This window comes from Xanthomonas euvesicatoria (genome assembly GCF_013112235.1).
In the GTDB taxonomy this organism is placed as follows: Bacteria; Pseudomonadota; Gammaproteobacteria; order Xanthomonadales; family Xanthomonadaceae; genus Xanthomonas; species Xanthomonas euvesicatoria.
In genome coordinates this window covers 4,102,323-4,119,032 of the sequence record NZ_JABFFS010000001.1, presented here as the reverse complement: position 1 = coordinate 4,119,032, position 16,710 = coordinate 4,102,323, and the positions used below count along the sequence as shown (strand labels likewise).

Sequence of the window (16,710 nt, the reverse complement as noted above, 5' to 3'; positions counted from 1 at the left end):
GTAGCTTCAAAGGCGCGACAGGCGTCTCGCTCAAGTTGCGACCTTGCACGATCTGGCGATTACGCCTTGACCTTCGCAGTTCATGTAGCAGCGCGCGAAGTTTGTCACGCCGTCGTCACAATCAGGGCTTAGCGTGTTAATCTGTTGTTAACCGTTGCGGCAGCAACCAGTCGCGCGGCAAGGGACCCCAGATCATCGGCAGCCCACCCCCGGGAACGGTTGGGCTGACTGCGCCTTTTTGTCACTGCCCAACCTGTATCGAGGCTACCGAAATGACCCACCCCCGTTATCTCCGCATGTCCAAGCTGACGCTTGGCCTTGTTGCCGCGCTCGCCGCCGCTCCTGTGTTTGCGCAAAGCACCTCGGCTGGCGTCGCCGGCCTGGTGACCGGCAGTGGCGGCCAGCCCGTCCCGAACGCCGAAGTCACCATTACGCACGTGGAGTCCGGAACGGTCAGCCGCGCCACCACCGATGCCAGCGGACGCTATAACGCGCGCGGCTTGCGTGTGGGCGGGCCGTACACCATCACCATTACCGCTTCGGGCGCTGGCAACACCACCCGCGAAGGCGTGTATCTGAATCTGGACAAGGTCAACCAGGTCGATGCCGCTCTGGGCGGCGATTTGGCGACGCTGGGCACCGTGCAGGCAATCGCCGGCAATTACGGCTCGGCCATTTTCAGCGCCAACAAGATGGGTACCGGCACCAACGTGACCCGCGAAGAAATCGAGTCGCTGCCGTCGATCAACCGTAACCTGCAGGACTATGTGCGTCTGGATCCGCGCGTTGCGCAAACCGACAAGGCGCGCAACGAAATCTCCATCGCCGGCCAGAACCCGCGCTACAACGCGATCCGCGTCGACGGCATCAGCACCAACGACGCCTTCGGTCTGGAATCCAACAGTCTGCCGACCCCGCGCCAGCCGTTCTCGATGGACGTCATCGATGAAATCTCGGTGGACGTGGCCAACTACGACGTGACGATCAGTGGCGGCACCGGTGGCGTGATCAATGCCGTCACCAAGTCGGGCACCAACGAATTCCATGGTTCGGTCTACGGCACTTATCGCGAGAACGACTGGTCGGGCAAGAATCAGAACAACATCCGCCCGCAGCTGTTCGACAACGAAGCGACGTATGGTCTGACTCTGGGCGGCCCGATCGTAAAGGACAAATTGTTCTTCTTCGCCAACTATGAGAAGTACAAGGGTAAGGGTGTGTTTACCGGTAACAGTGGCTACGGTCCAGCCGGTTCTGGTGCCAGCAATGAAGTCGGTATTACCCAGGCGCAGGTCGATCAGGTGATCGATATCTCGCGCAATGTCTATGGCTTCGACCCTGGGACCCTGGCCTTGCCGGCATTGGATTCTGATTCAGAAGAGAAGGGCTTCAAGCTGGATTGGAACATCAGCGACAAGCATCGTGGTTCGTTCCGCTATGGCAAGTCCGAGCAGAGCACGGCCAATCTCAATGGGTTCGGCAACAATCAGCTGGCGTTGAACTCGTACCACTATGTGCGCGACTTCGAACTCGAGACCTACACCGGTCAGTTGTTCAGCGACTGGACCGATACTTTTTCGACCGAAGCCAAGGTGTCTTATCGCGATTACTCGGCAGTTCGTACTGCGGCATCGCAGTTGCCGGCCATCGCCGTGCGTTTCGGCAACAACACTTTAAATCTGGGTACTGAAGCCAATACTCAGGCTAACGAGTTGCGCACCGAAACCTGGAACGCCTTCTTCGCCGGCACGCTGTTCTTGAATGACCACACGGTCAAGTTCGGGTTCGACTACGAAGACAACGACATCTACAACTTATATGGTCCGCGTGTTTTCGGTAGCTACACCTTCAACTCGGTTGCCAATTACCAGGCAAATTTGCCGAACGCGTATCGTTACTCGTATTCGCCCACCGGTATCGACAATATCGCTGCGAAGTGGGGCATGCGGAACGTGGGCGTGTTCTTGCAGGATTCTTGGGCCGTCAATAGCAACCTGACACTGAACTTCGGCCTGCGTTATGACGAGCCGATGGTGAAGAACTCGCCGCAGTTCAACCAGGCTGCGTTTAACGCATTCGGTCTTCGCAATGATGAAACCATTGACGGCAACGGCTTGTGGCAGCCGCGCTTTGGTTTCAACTACACCTTCGATGCAGATCGTCCGACCCAGCTGCGTGGCGGCGTTGGCCTGTTCCAGGGTGCTGCCGCGTCGGTTTGGTTGTCCAATCCGTATTCCAATACTGGTTTGGCTTATACCGATTACAACTTCAACAACGCGTCCAACAGTGGTATCCGCTTCACGCCGGATATCAACAACCAGCCGCGCGGAACATCGGGCGCCACGCAGTCGGTCGACTTTGTTGACAAGGATCTGAGCCAGCCGTCCGTTTGGAAAGCAAACCTCGCCTTCGATACCGAGTTGCCGTGGTACGGCATCGTCGCCTCGATGGAAGGTGTGGTGACCAAGGTCAAGGAAGCGATTTATTACCAGCAGCTCAATCTCGGTAATCCGACGGCAGTTGGCCAGGATGGTCGTGATATCTACTGGAATGCCAATGGCCGCAATCCGGCTAACTGGAATTCCCTGGGTAATGCATGTCTCCGCGAAACGGGTGTGGCGGCTGGTTCGTCATGTGTGAACAGCGGTACCGATATCCGTGCTGGTCGCAACATGAGCTTCAACGATGCCATCATTGCGCGCCCCACCGATCAGGGTGGCTCGCAAAGTTTCACTGTCGGCTTGAACAAGCCGTTCAACGACAGCGACTGGTCGTGGAGCTTGGCTTACACCTACTCGAACGCGAAGGAAGTCAGCGGTCTGACCAGTTCCACTTCGGGGTCGCAGCTGCTCAACACCGCAACCTTCCAGGCGAATGAAGAGGTCAATGCAACCTCGGCATACGAAATCAAGGACAGTTTCCTGGGTACGCTGCAGTGGAAGCATAATTTCTTCGGCGATTTTGCAACGAAGGTCGGTCTGGTGTATCAAGGCCGCAGCGGTCGTCCCTACAGCTATACGTTCGACAACGATGCCAATGGCGACGGTCGCTCCAATGACCTGTTGTACATCCCGGCGGCGCGCGGCGATGTGCTGTTCCGTAACGCGGCCGAAGAAAACGCGTTCTGGAACTACGTCAACAATGACCAGTACTTGTCCACGCACAAGGGCCAGGTTGCTGGCCGCAATGCGGTACGTAATTCCTGGGTCAACCAGTTCGATCTACACATCGAGCAGGAGCTGCCTGGCTTCTTCGATGGCAACAAGGCGCAGATCTGGGTCGACGTCATGAACGTGGGCAACCTGCTCAACAAGAAGTGGGGCCGCGTCGATGAGTACGCATTCCCGGGCTTCAAGGGTGTTGCTGAATACGGCGGTATCGACGCGGCGACTGGCAAGTATGTTTACCGCTTCAATGAGCCGGATGCCGCGACCGTCTACGACGACAAGGGCATCTCCCGCTGGGCGCTGCAGCTGGGCTTCCGCTACCAGTTCTAAAGCCGGCTAGCGTGTCGATGTTTGCAAAAACGGCCGGGGTCACCCGGCCGTTTTCTTTTGTGCGGGTGAGTACGCTAAAGTTCCGTGCATACGACAGGAGCATGCTATGGAACTCAGCAGTACGGCAGCACGGGCGCTGCCGGTGGTGGATGCGCGGATCTACCCGAGTGGTGGTCTGGATGTATTATCCAAGGCAGAAGTGGCCCGGTTGCGCGACGCATCCAGCGGTGGCATGCATGAGCTGTTGCGCCGCTGTGCGCTGGCCGTGCTGACCAGCGGAAGCGCATCGGACGACCCGCGCGCTGCGCGCGATCTCTACCCGGATTTCGACATCCAGGTGAATCAGCAGGATCGCGGCATCCGCATCGATCTGATCAACGCACCGGCAATGGCTTTCGTCGATGGCGAGATCATCCGCGGCGTGGCCGAACTGTTGTTTGCCGTCGTCCGCGATCTCGCTTACATGGCCATCGAGCTCGAAGCGCAACGCGCGGATCTCGACACCAGCGAAGGCATCACCAATGCCGTGTTCGGCCAGCTGCGTAATGCGCGCATCCTGCAGCCCTTGGATCCGAACCTGGTCGTGTGCTGGGGCGGCCATTCCATCTCGCGCGATGAATACCTTTACACCAAGCAGGTCGGCTACGAGCTTGGCTTGCGCGGGCTGGATATCTGCACCGGCTGCGGCCCGGGCGCCATGAAGGGGCCGATGAAGGGCGCCACCATCGCGCATGCCAAGCAGCGCAAGCACAATACCCGCTACATCGGCGTCACCGAGCCAGGCATCATCGCCGCCGAATCGCCGAACCCGATCGTCAACCATCTGGTGATCATGCCGGACATCGAGAAGCGCCTTGAGGCCTTCGTCCGCATCGGACATGGCATCCTGGTGTTCCCGGGCGGTGTCGGCACCGCGGAGGAAATTCTCTACCTGCTCGGCATCCTGCTACGCGAAGAAAACGCGGACGTGCCGTTCCCGCTGATCCTCACCGGCCCGACCATCGCCGCGCCGTACTTCGAGCAGATCGACCGTTTCATTCGCCTCACCCTAGGCGACGCTGCCGCCTCGCGCTACGAGATCATCGTCGGCGACCCGGTCGCCGTCGCGCGCCGTATGGCCGAAGGGGTCCACGGAGTGCGCGCGCACCGCAAGGACCAGAAGGACTCGTATTACTTCAACTGGTCCGTGCACATCCCGCTCGAGTACCAGCAGCCCTTCGAGCCCAGCCACGAAGCGATGGCCGCGCTCGACCTGCACCACGGCCGCCCGGCGCCGGCCCTGGCCGCCGACCTGCGCCGCGCCTTCTCCGGCATCGTCGCCGGCAACGTCAAGGAAGACGGCATGCGCCGCATCGAGGAATTCGGCCCCTTCGAAATCCACGGTGATCCCGAGATCATGCAGGCCCTGGATGAGCTGCTGCGCGGCTTTGTCGAGCAGCGCCGGATGAAGATCTCGGGGGACTATCGGCCTTGTTATCGGGTGGTGACTTGATTGGTCAGGCTGATGGTCGCAAGAAACGCGAATTCGGATTTTTGAATCGATAGGGTCGCGCGGCCGCTCTCCGCCAAGCGGCCGCGTAACGCGGGAAGACCAATGCCGTGGCCCGGATTTGGTCTGCCATTCGCTATGTTGGATAGCGTATTTCTTACCTCAATTCTGACCGAGCCCAGGCTATCGATGACCGCAATTGTTATCTCACCTCCGTCGGTTGTTCCTTCGACGCCGTGGTGTACAGCGTTTTCTATGAGCGGCTGTAACGTCAATCGCGGAAGTAAAATGTTTGGTAGGGGAGCGGGAAGGATCCAGCGAACACGTAGGCGCGCTCCGAATCTTAACGATTCGATATCTAGATAGCGCTTGGCTAGCATGATCTCGTCTGCAAGATGTACGTCGTCTGGTCCGCCCAATGCTGCTCTGAACAGTTCCGATAGATCTAGGAGTAATTGCTCTGCTTGTTGAGGTTTCGCATGCACCAGCGCGACCGCCATGTTCAGGGTATTGAACAAGAAATGCGGTTGAACTCTAGCCGTCAGCGCGTCGAGTTCTGCTTGTTTTGCACGTACGGCCAGTTGCCGTAGCCGGAGATGATTGTGCAAGGCGCCCATGCCTAACATTGCAATCAGCAGCGCTACTCCTGAAAGCTGGAATGCAAGCGCACGCCAATGGTGATCGCCCAAGTGTAGATAGTCACCCAGCGTCCAGAACACCAATGCTGTTACAGCCAGGGTCACAACCTGCATAAGCGCCAGGGCTGTGCAAGCGATCAACAGCGCATGGCGTCCCGACAGCACTTTCCTTAACACCATCAAGCTTGCCAATGTCAGTAGTGACACCCACTGAACTCCGAGCGAAGCAAGACCGAAATACACCCAACGGTTTGCAGAGTAGCCGGGAGCCATCGCCAAAATCGCTGCCACGCACTCTCCTGCTATCAGTACCCACAGGAGACTTGCTGGGTGGCTGAGAGATTCCAGAGGATCCCTTTGCGCTTGCATCAGGGGCTGAGTGGACGGCTCGGGCATAACAAATCATAAGGCAAGAACAGCTAGTCGCGCCGTTTGCCTGTCGCGTCAAGCCGCCCGTCGGGCACAAGTGGCGTGTGGAGATGGTCTTCGATACCGTCAGCACGGGGAAATCTGGGGGGCAAATGGGCACTCTTATTCGCAAGGCCGCCTTTGGTAGGCGTGAATCTGCTTTTACGCTGATTGAGCTTATGGTTACGGTGGCGGTCCTGGCGATCGTGATGGCTGTCGCTGTTCCTGCATTCGGCACATTGATTCGCAGCAGCAGGTTGACCGCTAGCGCAAACGAAATGGTCGCGGCGCTCCAACTGGCTCGATCCGAGGCGGTTCGGCAGAATTCAACGGTGGCAGTCTGCAGAAGTGATAACGGAAGCACATGTGCGACGGGAGGCGCTTGGACGCAATCCATCACAGTTGTGGTGCGGACTGGTCAGGTACTTCGGGTAAGTCAAATTCGATCAGGCTTGGTGGTAGATGCTAGTCCGGCAGTCAACTCCCTGAATGACCGTATTTCTTTCTCTCCCGACGGAATCGCAAGAACAGGCGCAGGAGCTCCTTTAGTCGGAAAGATTTCCGTCTGTATGACGACAACGTCCCCAGCTCAAAACATTCGCAATGTTGTTATAAGCGGGGGCGGGCGAGTCTCAATTGAGCGCGCAGTGGGCGCATCTTGCCCTACACCTACGGACTCTTAAGTCACTCAGAAACTCATGAAAATGACTACACCACAAAAAATGAGCGGCGTAACCCTAATTGAGGTGATGATTTCCGTCTTGGTAATGGGGATTGGGATGCTTGGCATTGCCGCTATGCAGACAACAGCTTTACGCAACAATCAGGGCGCACTCCGGCGTAGCGAGGTCGTAATGCAGACGTACACTATTCTCGATGCAATGCGTGCGAACAGAGACGTTGCAATGATTGGCGGATATAATACCGGTAGCTTGCTGTGTAACGTGCCGACGGGGACCAGTTTGCCCGATAGAGATAAGGCTCTCTGGATCGCCAGTCTTAAGCGCGCACTTGGGGATAGCGCGTCCACATGCGGATCTATTGCTTGCTTGGATGGTAACTGCGAAGTTACTATCCAGTGGGATGATAGTCGCGCTCAAAACCTGGATGGCGCAGGAGAAACTGCGCAACAGGTGGCCACGGTGACTCAACTGTGAAAAGCCATTATTTTTCAGTAGGTTTCGTAAAATCACAGGGCGGTTTTAATTTAATCGAACTGATGATATCGATGGTTCTTGGCCTGCTTGTGGTAGGGGCGGCAATAGGAATTTTTCTCTCAAATCGCCAAGCTTATGCAGCGACGGAAGGCGTCGGTAGAATCCAGGAGACAGCGCGCCTCGGCTTTGAACTAATCGCTCGAGATATTCGCGAGGCGGGCGCCAATCCATGTGATAAAGCACTGCCGGTCGCAAATGTATTAACGGCGCCTACTGCCACGTGGTGGAAGAACTGGGCGCAACCATTGCAAGGTTATGAGGATGGAGCGCTGGCCGGCTCATCCGCAGGTACTGATGCCGTGCAGATCCTTGAGGCTGCCACCGGCGGAGCCACTGTAAACACCCATATCGCGGCCACCCAAATTCTCACGCTTTCAGCCTCCGCTCTGGAGCTTCAGAGCGGAAACGTTGCACTGCTTTGTGATCGCCAGCAATTGGCAATATTTCAGATGCAGACTGTTTCCGGCACTAGCGTTAATTACAGCTCGGCCTCGCAGAACGCATGTAATCGGTTTGGGCGTCTGCCGGGCGTCTGCGTGGCGGGCTCAAACAGCTATACATATGAAAGAAACTCCATCCTCACCAATCTTCGCGCAGTTCGTTGGTACGTTAAAGCGCCGCCAAGGGGGGGGAGTTCCCTATACCAAGATGTGGTTGGTTCGAATGGGGTCATATCAAGCAATGAGGTGGCTGAAAATGTTTCCGATCTGGAGATTGAGTACCTGACTGCATCTGGTGGCGCTCTCGCTGACGCGACTTATGTAAATGCGTCTGGAGTATCCAACTGGGGTTCGGTTCTTGCAGTTCGCTTAAGCATTACAGTCCGATCACCAGATTCTGTAGGTACGGATGGGCAGCCACTCACCCGGACAATGACCTCTGTCGTCAGCATCAGGAATCGCAACCCATGAGCCGGAGTAGTGGAGTTTACAAGCAAACAGGAATTTCGCTCATTGTAGTGCTGCTGTTGCTGCTAGTAATGACGTTGCTAGGCTTGGCTGTCTTGCGCAGTACGCTGATGGAAGAGCGTATGTCGGCAAATATGTATGATCGCAGTTTGGCGTTCCAGGCAACGGAAGGAGCCTTGCGTGAAGCCGAAAAAGTAATTCAAACAGCAGCGGGTGCGGGTCAGGTGGCAGGCTATGTCTGCCCCACTGCGGCTGTTTGCGATGCGCTGCCTAGTAATACCTATACAGGCAACGGCGCGGGCTGTGCCGCTGGAACTCAAGAATGCTGGGTCGATGCAAGTATGGTGCAAAAACTTCAGGTTGGCTCGGCGCAGTATTATATTCAATACCTTGGACAGCGAACCAGTGAGGATCAGCTGAGTCTCAACTCTAGCGTTAATCAGAATCAATATGGTGGTTCTGGTGGGACGTCTTTAGAGCACTACTATCGCGTTACTGCGAGAAGCGTCAATCCAGCTGTTGCTGGGCAGCGCGCGCTCGTCGTTTTGCAAACCAACGTTACAGTGAAATAAGGCGTCGCTATGAAAACTTCCGGAAGTCAATCTACGCTCAAGGACCGGTTGTTACTAGTGGTCGCCGGCATTGTTATCGCTTTTACTGGTGCCGCTGGCGCTGAAGTCGATGTTTCGCAGTCGCCCCTCTTCGTAGGAAGTAATGTTCCTGGGAATCTTGCATTAGTCCCATCAGTCGAATTTCCGACTGTAATTAGCGTTGCTAACCTTGGCGGGTTTACGACTGGATCGCGATATGTCGGGTATTTTAATTCAGCAAAATGCTATAAATATAATTATGATGCAGACGAGACGAAGCGTTATTTCTATCCGGTAGCATCACCAGCGCCAGATGCCTCCTTTCGTTGTAATGATGCCACGTTGTGGTCCGGTAATTTTCTGAACTGGGCAGCAACTCAGACAATTGATCCTTTTCGCTCGGCCATGACGGGTGGATATCGAGTAGTCGATACGCCGACTACAACGATTTTGGAGAAAGCAGTCGGTGAACGAGTAAATACAGGGAATTTTCCTCGTCGTACTGTAACAGGTAGTACAGTCATTGCTGGCGTCATGGCTTCGAAGTGGAATAAGGTCATGATTCGCATTGATGGTCTACAGAACAAGATGTGGATCACACAAGACCTTGATTTGGGTGGAAATACTAACGCTACAGGCCCGCGTTACGAGTATAACCCCAGCGTTCATGCGCTAGACGGAAGTTGCTTGGAACGAACGGGTCGTCAGTGTGATCGCTACGACACGGACGCGGTTTTTGAATTAAGTGTGCGCGTGAAGGTTTGCGATAATGCCGCCGGGCTGGAAGATAATTGCGTTAAATACTCTCAGGGTTATAAACCAGAAGGGCTTATTCAGGAGTATTCGCAGCGGATAAAGTATAGTATTTTCGGTTACCTGAATATTGATGGGAATGGCGTCGATACGGGGGTTTTGCGAGCGAGGCAGAAATTTGTCGGTCCAAAAACCTATAATCCTGAAGAGGGCGTGGCTGACAACGTTGCAAAGGAGTGGGACCCTGTTACCGGCGTCCTCTATCAGAATCCGGATACGGCAGATGCAGCTGCCACTACCGCAGCGGTAGGAATGACCATCTCAAATAGTGGCGTTATCAATTATTTGAATAAGTTTGGTCAGATGAGTACTGGCAAGAACACTAAGAGTAACGATGACGTGAGTGAGCTGTATTATGCGGCTCTGCGTTACTTTAAAAAACAGGGTGATATTCCCGCTTATTCTAACTTTACTGCGACGACTGCTACAGGAAAGTATCAGCAGGCAGATGCCTTTCCCGTAATTACCGGCTGGAATCAGAAGGGACTGGATCCTATTTCTTATTGGTGTCAGACAAATGTGATTTTGGGCATTGGTGATACCAACACGCATAGTGACAAAAATCTTCCCGGCGTGGAGGCAAATGGTGGGGCTGTGGATGCGACACCGCGCGTGCCTCCTGAAGTTACCGCTGACACCACAGTCGATGTTGTTAAGTTGTTAACAAACATTTTAATAATGGAAGGTCAAACTCGGGCAACTGCATTCTCCCGATCTACAACTGCCAATTTTAATGGTTTGTTAAATTCTGGCTACATTGCTTCTCTAGCTTATCATGCGCATACGACAGACCTTCGTCCTGATTTGCAAGGGCAGCAAAATATATCCACACATTGGGTTGACGTAGTCGAAAACGGCGATTACAAGGGTAAGCTAACTAATCAGTACTGGCTGGCTGCTAAGTATGGTGGGTTTACAGTTCCCACAGGCTACGACTCTTCCACTAGAACGGCGCCGCTATCTAACGCAGACTGGTGGACTACAAACGAGCTCGTCAATAACACGGCGGGTTATCAACGTGCGGATAATTACTACATAGCTGCCGACGCGGGCAAGATGGTGACCAGCCTCAAACGTGCTTTTGAGCGCATCATTGATGAAATGAAAGGTTCCGGGTCTTCGTTGGCTAGTAATACGACTAAGCTTGAAGCTGGTGCAAGGACTTACCAGTCGATTTTTTATAGTCGCACTTGGCGTGGAGATATGGTTGCCTATGATGTGAATCCTGCTACGGGAGGCCTCACACAAGCCTGGAGTGCGAACAGCGCATTTCCCGCCTGGGATCAGCGTGTAATTAAGTTTGCAGGCCCTGCTTTGCTCTCCAATTTTACCTTTGGCAATCTGGGGACCACGCCTCTATCCTCGGCAAGCCAGGCGCAGATAAATTATTTGCGCGGCGACCGTTCATCAGAAAAAGCCAATGGTGGTACGCTGCGAACGCGAACCGGTATCATGGGTGATATTGTGAATTCACAGCCTGTGTATGTGGGTGCGCCGAACGCGAGGCTTTATGCGGGCGCTACTTTTGCGGGGGCCTCGATCTACCCTAATTTTGCTGCTGCTCAAGCGTCGAGATCTGCCACCATTTATGTCGGCGCCAACGACGGAATGCTTCACGCGTTCGATGCGGCCACGGGTGCCGAGAGGTTTGCGTTTGTTCCCAAAGGAGCGATGACTAATCTGCTGTCTTATACAAATCAGAATTACGAGCATCGTTATTACGTTGATGGCGAACTCACGGTTTCAGATGTCTATGACGTCTCATTAGGACGCTGGCGTTCAGTGCTTGTAGGCACGCTTGGGCGAGGTGGTCGGGGCGCTTTTGCATTAGATGTCACAGACCCGGGGAATATTTCGTTATTGTGGGATAAGACTTCGGGCGAAATTTCATCCATGGGCAATAACCTTGGTAAGCCCATCATCGGGCAACTTGCATCTGGTGCTTGGTTCACGATGATAGGTAATGGACCTAACAGCAGTAATGATGGGGCTGGTTTGGTGCTCATCGGAGTTCTGACGGGGACCGTGACAGAAATAGCAACTGGTGCAACGGGTGCTAATGGCCTCTCCGGCGTGCTGGGTTGGTCGTCCACGAATAATTCGATCGTGGATCGGATCTATGCGGGCGATTTAAAAGGAAATATGTGGCGCTTTGCGATGGTAGGTACCGTTGCAACGGTGACAAAGTTGTTTACCGCGACATATGGAGGTCAGACTCAGCCAATCACTGCAGCTCCGACCGCTGCAAAAGATCCGGCGACTGGCTTGACATGGCTGTTCTTCGGGACAGGAAAATATATTTCGGATGGCGATTTATCCAATAAAGATGTGCAGTCTTGGTACGGATTGGTCGACCGAAGTGGTGCAGCGATCGCAAATCGTTCGACTTTGAATTCAGTTGATATTTTAAGCGAAGGCACGGTAAATGGATTTACTGCGCGTGTCATCGAAGATCAGGCAAATCCGGGCATCAATGGCTGGTATATGGATTTGATTTCGCCGGTGTCTGGCAGGCAAGGCGAGCGGATGGTCGTCCCTAACTTCTTCCAGGGTACTGCACTAATCGGCACAACCCGCATACCTGATGCGGGCGATGTCTGCAGTCCCAGTGGTAAGGGCTTTGTAATGGCGATCAACCCATTTACTGGTGGGCGTTTGCCTCAATCATTTTTCGATCTTGATGGTAGTGGCGGGTCGAGTACGGGTGACACGCTCAATGGCAGTCCGGTTTCCGGATTGGGGATGAATAGCAGTCCCAATAATCCGATTTTTGTCGGTAACATCATGCAGGTGGCCCTTGATAATGCGAGTACCGTTAGCCTGGGTACTAACAGCAGTGCGTTGAGCATGCGGCGGGTATCTTGGCGTGAGCTGATCAGGAGCGAGTGATGAACTATTCTGTAATGACGAGACGTCAGAGGGGCTTTACTCTGATCGAGATTATGATTGTGGTGCTGATCGTTGGTGTCCTTGCCGCAATCGCAATGGCGAGCTACAAGAATTCGGTCATTAAAACGCGACGGTCTTCTGCTGCTGCTTGTCTGCAAGAGCGTGCCCAATTCATGGAGCGTTACTACACGACAAAGATGACTTACGCAGCGGCGCCCACGCCTCCTGCTTGCGGTGGAGGCCTCTCATCGTTCTACGAAGTTTCTTATGACGGTAATCCAACTGCGACCGCCTTCAGAATCCGTGCGGTTCCTAAGGGCGCGCAAAGCGGAGACACGAGCTGCGGTACGTTAACCATCGATGAAAAGGGAGTGCGTTCGGCATCCGGTGGTGCATCCGACTGTTGGTGATGGTTGCTCCGTAAGGGGCTTGCAACTTGGCTGATAGTCCCCTATGATTCGCCTCCCCGCCCGAATAGCTCAGCCGGTTAGAGCACTTGACTGTTAATCAGGGGGTCGTTGGTTCGAGTCCAACTTCGGGCGCCAAGATGTTCAAGAAGCCGCGACGTGTCGCGGCTTTTTGTTTGCCTGGTCATCGGGCTGCGCAGCTGGTAGGGCTGGTGTAGCGCACAGTGCGTGCTCTTCCGGAGTTGTTGACCACCACGTCAGCGAGTCGCCTGGCGTTGCTGCAGAGGCTGATGGTGATGTTCGTGCCGCTGCTGCGGCCGTTCGGCAGGAAGCGAACGATTGATCGTCCAGCTGTGCTGACGATATCGATGCCGCCGGTGGCGGAGTCTTGCTCCACTCTGACCACGGATGCAGCGTTTGGCGGATGCCCATCGCGCCCTGGATCCTTAAAGAGAATCCATCCCTGGCTCCAGATGCGATCTGTTCGGCAACGTGTGCCATCCATGGAGGGGCAAAGGCTGACAGGCCCGCCTTGGGTGACGGCAAGGCTTCTGGCCATTGCAAGGTGCGCAGTTAGCAGGTGCACGCGCGTGGTCGCTCGCTGCCACTCGATGAGGCTTTTGAAGCTCGGCATGCCGATGGCTGCGCCGATTCCGATGATCGCCATCACGATGAGCAACTGGACTGCGGTGTACCCTCTCGCGCTCGAATAGCCTGCTGCGTCCATTGCGCGTCTCCTTGAAGTGGAGCAAGCAGTCTCAACATTGGTTGCTTGCCAGGTAACCCTGTCTTTCCTTGCGTGGCTGTCAGGGTTCTACCGATGCTGGCCTCCGTAAATTCGTGCAGCCTCCCCCCCGAGATCCGCTCCATGACCGACCGTTTTCAGCTCGTATCCCCATACTCGCCAGCGGGCGACCAGCCTGCCGCCATCGACAAGTTGGTGACCAACTTCGAGGCTGGGCTGGCCAAACAGACGCTGTTGGGGGTGACCGGTTCGGGCAAGACCTACACCATTGCCAATGTGGTCCAGCAGGTGCAGAAGCCGACGCTGGTGATGGCGCCTAACAAGACGTTGGCGGCGCAGCTGTACGGCGAGTTCAAGTCGTTCTTCCCGCATAACGCGGTCGAGTACTTCGTCAGCTACTACGACTACTACCAGCCGGAGGCCTATGTGCCGTCGTCGGACACTTTCATCGAGAAGGACAGTTCGATCAATGAACACATCGAGCAGATGCGCTTGTCGGCGACCAAGACCTTGCTGTCTCGGCGCGATTCGCTGGTGGTGGCGACGGTGTCGGCAATCTACGGCCTCGGCGCGCCGGAGGACTATCTATCGCTGCGCCTGATCCTGTCGGTTGGGGAGCACATCGATCAGCGCCAATTGATCCGCCATCTCACCGATCTGCAATACACCCGCAACGAGTTCGAACTGACGCGCGGTGCCTTTCGCGTGCGCGGCGAGGTGTTGGATGTGTTCCCGGCCGAGTCGGATACCGAAGCCTTGCGCATAGAGTTGTTCGATGGCGACATCGAGCAGCTGACCTTGTTCGATCCACTCACTGGCGAAACCTTGCGCAAGTTGCAGCGCTACACCGTGTACCCGAAGACCCATTACGCCACCACGCGTGAGCGCACGTTGAGTGCGGTGGACACCATCAAGGAAGAGCTGAAAGAACGCCTGGAACAGCTCTACGCGCAGAACAAGCTGGTCGAGGCGCAACGTCTGGCGCAGCGCACGCAATTCGATCTGGAAATGATGGCCGAGGTGGGTTTTTGCAACGGTATCGAAAACTACTCGCGGCATCTCACCGGCAAGGCGCCCGGCGAGCCGCCGCCGACCCTGTTCGACTACCTGCCGCCGGACGCGCTGCTGGTCATCGATGAGTCGCATGTGACCATTCCGCAGATCGGTGCGATGTACAAGGGCGACCGTTCGCGCAAGGAAACGCTGGTGGAGTTCGGTTTTCGATTGCCGTCTGCCTTGGACAACCGCCCCTTGCGTTTCGAAGAGTGGGAGGCGCGTTCGCCACGCAGCATCTATGTCTCGGCAACGCCGGGGCCTTATGAGGTGCGCGAGTCTGCCGGCGAAGTCACGGAACTGGTGGTGCGCCCAACCGGTCTGATCGACCCGGTGGTGGAAATCCGTCCGGTTGGTACGCAGGTCGACGACCTCATGTCCGAGGTCCACGAGCGCATCAAGCTCGGCGATCGCGTGTTGGTGACCACGTTGACCAAGCGCATGGCCGAGAACCTCACCGAGTATCTGGGCGAGCACGGGATTCGGGTGCGCTACCTGCACTCGGATATCGACACCGTCGAGCGCGTGGAGATCATCCGCGACCTGCGCCTGGGCAAGTTCGATGTGCTCGTGGGCATCAACCTGCTGCGCGAGGGTTTGGACATGCCGGAAGTCTCGCTGGTGGCCATCCTGGATGCCGACAAGGAGGGCTTCCTGCGATCGACCGGATCGCTGATCCAGACCATTGGCCGTGCCGCACGCAATCTGCGCGGCAAGGCCATTCTGTATGCCGACAAGATAACGCGCTCGATGCAGGCGGCAATCGACGAGACCGATCGTCGCCGCGAGAAGCAGGTCGAGTACAACCTGGAACATGGCATCACACCGAAATCCGTCGAGCGGCCGATCGCCGACATCATGGAAGGCGCGCGCGACGATGCGGCCGAGAAGAAGTCGGGCAAGGGCCGTTCGAAATCGCGCCAGGTCGCAGAGGAGACGCCCGATTACCGTGCCATGAAGCCTGCGGAAATCGCTGGCAAGCTCAAGAGTCTGGAACAGAAGATGTACCAGCACGCCAAGGATCTGGAGTTCGAGGCCGCAGCCCAGATTCGCGACCAGATCCAGAAGTTGAAGGCTGCCAGCTTGGGATAGGGCGGATGGCTCGCCCTGCAGACACGATAGGACTTGTGGTCGGTAAAACCCTGCGCTAGAATGCGCGCCCTGCACAGCGCAATGCTGACGCAGGATTCGGGCGGTTAGCTCAGCGGTAGAGCACTACCTTGACATGGTAGGGGTCACAGGTTCGAACCCTGTACCGCCCACCACTCTAAGTCCAGATGGTACAGAGGCTTGAGTGGTTTCAAGATCGGCAGCGACGTCTGCCATTGACCCCCAAAGTGACCCAACGCAAAAGCTCTTGCAGCTTTGGCATGTGTCAGTTCGGGTCTGCGTTACTGGAATCACGGCCTTCCTGTGCTTTCATCTCTGCCCGCCTGCCTGCGCGTTGCGTGTCGATTGGCAATGTTGAAGCATGTCGCTCGCATATGGATGTTGGCTGTCTTCGGTCAAAACGTCCCCAGCCAGGTGCGCGGCGATGCGGAATCGTGCCGCGCCATTTGTCTGATCTGCCCGTTTCGGACGATGCGCGATGCCATGGGCGTATCGCCCCCCCAGATGGACGAACTCCCAATGCCGCTCTCTTCCTCCCAAGCGCACCGAAAGTGCCTCGAGTGTCGGAAATAAGTGTTCAGTGCGGCTGTTTTGCGGGTTAGCGCGGCCCACCGCCGCCCGGTTAGCCGATACCGCTTTCACCGTCACACGTCTTGCTTTAGCATCGCCACCGCGCTGACGGAAAGGAAGGCTGGCGATGGACGAATATCAGCACACCGTGCTGACCAGGGGCGGATATCGTGTTGTGGCGATTACGCGTGACGAGGTGTATGCACCCGACGCGGTCGTGGCATACGCCATCGTGACCGATGCGGGTACGCGGATCACGCCGGATTTGTCTCTGGACCAGGCCAAGGTCTGGATCGATTCGCTGGTGGAGAGCGAGAGCGGCGGACGCAAGTCCGAGCTTGTCGACCATAAGCCGGTCGTGCGTCGCTAGCCCGCC

The 16,710-nt window shown here is 55.9% G+C and carries 12 protein-coding genes and 2 tRNA genes; 12 read left to right on the top strand and 2 right to left on the bottom strand.

Going from position 1 to position 16,710, the window contains the following annotated elements; translation table 11 throughout:
- The first annotated feature begins 272 nt into the window (after positions 1-272).
- Both HLH45_RS17690 and ppnN read left to right on the top strand, forming a co-directional pair.
- Positions 273-3,497: a TonB-dependent receptor gene (locus tag HLH45_RS17690; protein WP_031423301.1), complete on the top strand. Its 3,225-nt coding sequence runs from the start codon at positions 273-275 to the stop codon at positions 3,495-3,497.
- 106 nt (positions 3,498-3,603) lie between these two features.
- Positions 3,604-4,989, top strand: a complete 1,386-nt coding sequence (gene ppnN, locus HLH45_RS17685) for a nucleotide 5'-monophosphate nucleosidase PpnN (protein ID WP_008570990.1) — start codon at positions 3,604-3,606, stop codon at positions 4,987-4,989.
- Here the strand turns inward: ppnN and HLH45_RS17680 are convergent.
- Positions 4,971-5,915, bottom strand: a complete 945-nt coding sequence (locus HLH45_RS17680; protein ID WP_223866254.1) for a sensor histidine kinase — start codon at positions 5,913-5,915, stop codon at positions 4,971-4,973. The two genes, ppnN and HLH45_RS17680, sit on opposite strands and share 19 nt — an antisense overlap.
- A gap of 188 nt (positions 5,916-6,103) precedes the next feature.
- Here HLH45_RS17680 and HLH45_RS17675 point away from each other — a divergent pair, with 188 nt between their 5' ends.
- From HLH45_RS17675 to HLH45_RS17645, 7 genes are all read left to right on the top strand, one after another.
- Positions 6,104-6,715 (top strand): GspH/FimT family pseudopilin, encoded by a 612-nt coding sequence (locus HLH45_RS17675; protein ID WP_306460193.1) that lies wholly within the window; start codon positions 6,104-6,106, stop codon positions 6,713-6,715.
- Between the two features lie 15 nt (positions 6,716-6,730).
- Complete coding sequence (gene pilV / locus HLH45_RS17670) at positions 6,731-7,189, top strand: type IV pilus modification protein PilV (RefSeq protein WP_008570992.1); 459 nt, start codon at positions 6,731-6,733, stop codon at positions 7,187-7,189.
- Positions 7,186-8,160 (top strand): PilW family protein, encoded by a 975-nt coding sequence (locus tag HLH45_RS22015; protein WP_033478367.1) that lies wholly within the window; start codon positions 7,186-7,188, stop codon positions 8,158-8,160. Before pilV ends, HLH45_RS22015 begins: the two co-directional genes overlap by 4 nt.
- Positions 8,157-8,729 (top strand): pilus assembly PilX family protein, encoded by a 573-nt coding sequence (locus HLH45_RS17660; protein ID WP_008570993.1) that lies wholly within the window; start codon positions 8,157-8,159, stop codon positions 8,727-8,729. Before HLH45_RS22015 ends, HLH45_RS17660 begins: the two co-directional genes overlap by 4 nt.
- A gap of 9 nt (positions 8,730-8,738) precedes the next feature.
- Complete coding sequence (locus tag HLH45_RS17655) at positions 8,739-12,449, top strand: pilus assembly protein (RefSeq protein ID WP_033478368.1); 3,711 nt, start codon at positions 8,739-8,741, stop codon at positions 12,447-12,449.
- Positions 12,449-12,859 (top strand): type IV pilin protein, encoded by a 411-nt coding sequence (locus HLH45_RS17650; protein ID WP_008570996.1) that lies wholly within the window; start codon positions 12,449-12,451, stop codon positions 12,857-12,859. Before HLH45_RS17655 ends, HLH45_RS17650 begins: the two co-directional genes overlap by 1 nt.
- Before the next feature lie 58 nt (positions 12,860-12,917).
- Positions 12,918-12,994, top strand: a tRNA-Asn gene (locus HLH45_RS17645).
- Positions 12,995-13,040: 46 nt separating this feature from the next.
- Here HLH45_RS17645 and HLH45_RS17640 read toward each other — a convergent pair.
- The gene (locus tag HLH45_RS17640; RefSeq protein ID WP_008570997.1) at positions 13,041-13,583 is read right to left on the bottom strand and encodes a GspH/FimT family pseudopilin; all 543 of its coding nucleotides are present in this window, start codon (positions 13,581-13,583) and stop codon (positions 13,041-13,043) included.
- 141 nt (positions 13,584-13,724) lie between these two features.
- Here HLH45_RS17640 and uvrB point away from each other — a divergent pair, with 141 nt between their 5' ends.
- The 3 genes from uvrB to HLH45_RS17625 all read left to right on the top strand — a co-directional run bounded on the left by uvrB (position 13,725) and on the right by HLH45_RS17625 (position 16,704).
- Entirely contained in the window at positions 13,725-15,746 is a 2,022-nt protein-coding gene (gene uvrB / locus HLH45_RS17635) for an excinuclease ABC subunit UvrB (protein WP_008570998.1), read from the top strand.
- Between the two features lie 98 nt (positions 15,747-15,844).
- Positions 15,845-15,919, top strand: a tRNA-Val gene (locus tag HLH45_RS17630).
- 542 nt (positions 15,920-16,461) lie between these two features.
- Positions 16,462-16,704, top strand: coding sequence for a hypothetical protein (locus HLH45_RS17625; RefSeq protein ID WP_008571000.1), 243 nt, complete (start codon positions 16,462-16,464; stop codon positions 16,702-16,704).
- The last annotated feature ends 6 nt before the right edge of the window (positions 16,705-16,710 follow it).

Excerpts from the sequence above, each read along its gene's own strand:
- HLH45_RS17690 (WP_031423301.1), top strand. The coding sequence starts at position 273 with ATGACCCACCCCCGTTATCTCCGCATGTCCAAGCTGACGCTTGGCCTT.
- ppnN (WP_008570990.1), top strand. The coding sequence starts at position 3,604 with ATGGAACTCAGCAGTACGGCAGCACGGGCGCTGCCGGTGGTGGATGCG.
- HLH45_RS17675 (WP_306460193.1), top strand. The coding sequence starts at position 6,104 with ATGGTCTTCGATACCGTCAGCACGGGGAAATCTGGGGGGCAAATGGGC.
- pilV (WP_008570992.1), top strand. The coding sequence starts at position 6,731 with ATGAAAATGACTACACCACAAAAAATGAGCGGCGTAACCCTAATTGAG.
- HLH45_RS17660 (WP_008570993.1), top strand. The coding sequence starts at position 8,157 with ATGAGCCGGAGTAGTGGAGTTTACAAGCAAACAGGAATTTCGCTCATT.
- HLH45_RS17655 (WP_033478368.1), top strand. The coding sequence starts at position 8,739 with ATGAAAACTTCCGGAAGTCAATCTACGCTCAAGGACCGGTTGTTACTA.
- HLH45_RS17650 (WP_008570996.1), top strand. The coding sequence starts at position 12,449 with ATGAACTATTCTGTAATGACGAGACGTCAGAGGGGCTTTACTCTGATC.
- HLH45_RS17640 (WP_008570997.1), bottom strand. The coding sequence starts at position 13,583 with ATGGACGCAGCAGGCTATTCGAGCGCGAGAGGGTACACCGCAGTCCAG.
- uvrB (WP_008570998.1), top strand. The coding sequence starts at position 13,725 with ATGACCGACCGTTTTCAGCTCGTATCCCCATACTCGCCAGCGGGCGAC.
- HLH45_RS17625 (WP_008571000.1), top strand. The coding sequence starts at position 16,462 with ATGGACGAATATCAGCACACCGTGCTGACCAGGGGCGGATATCGTGTT.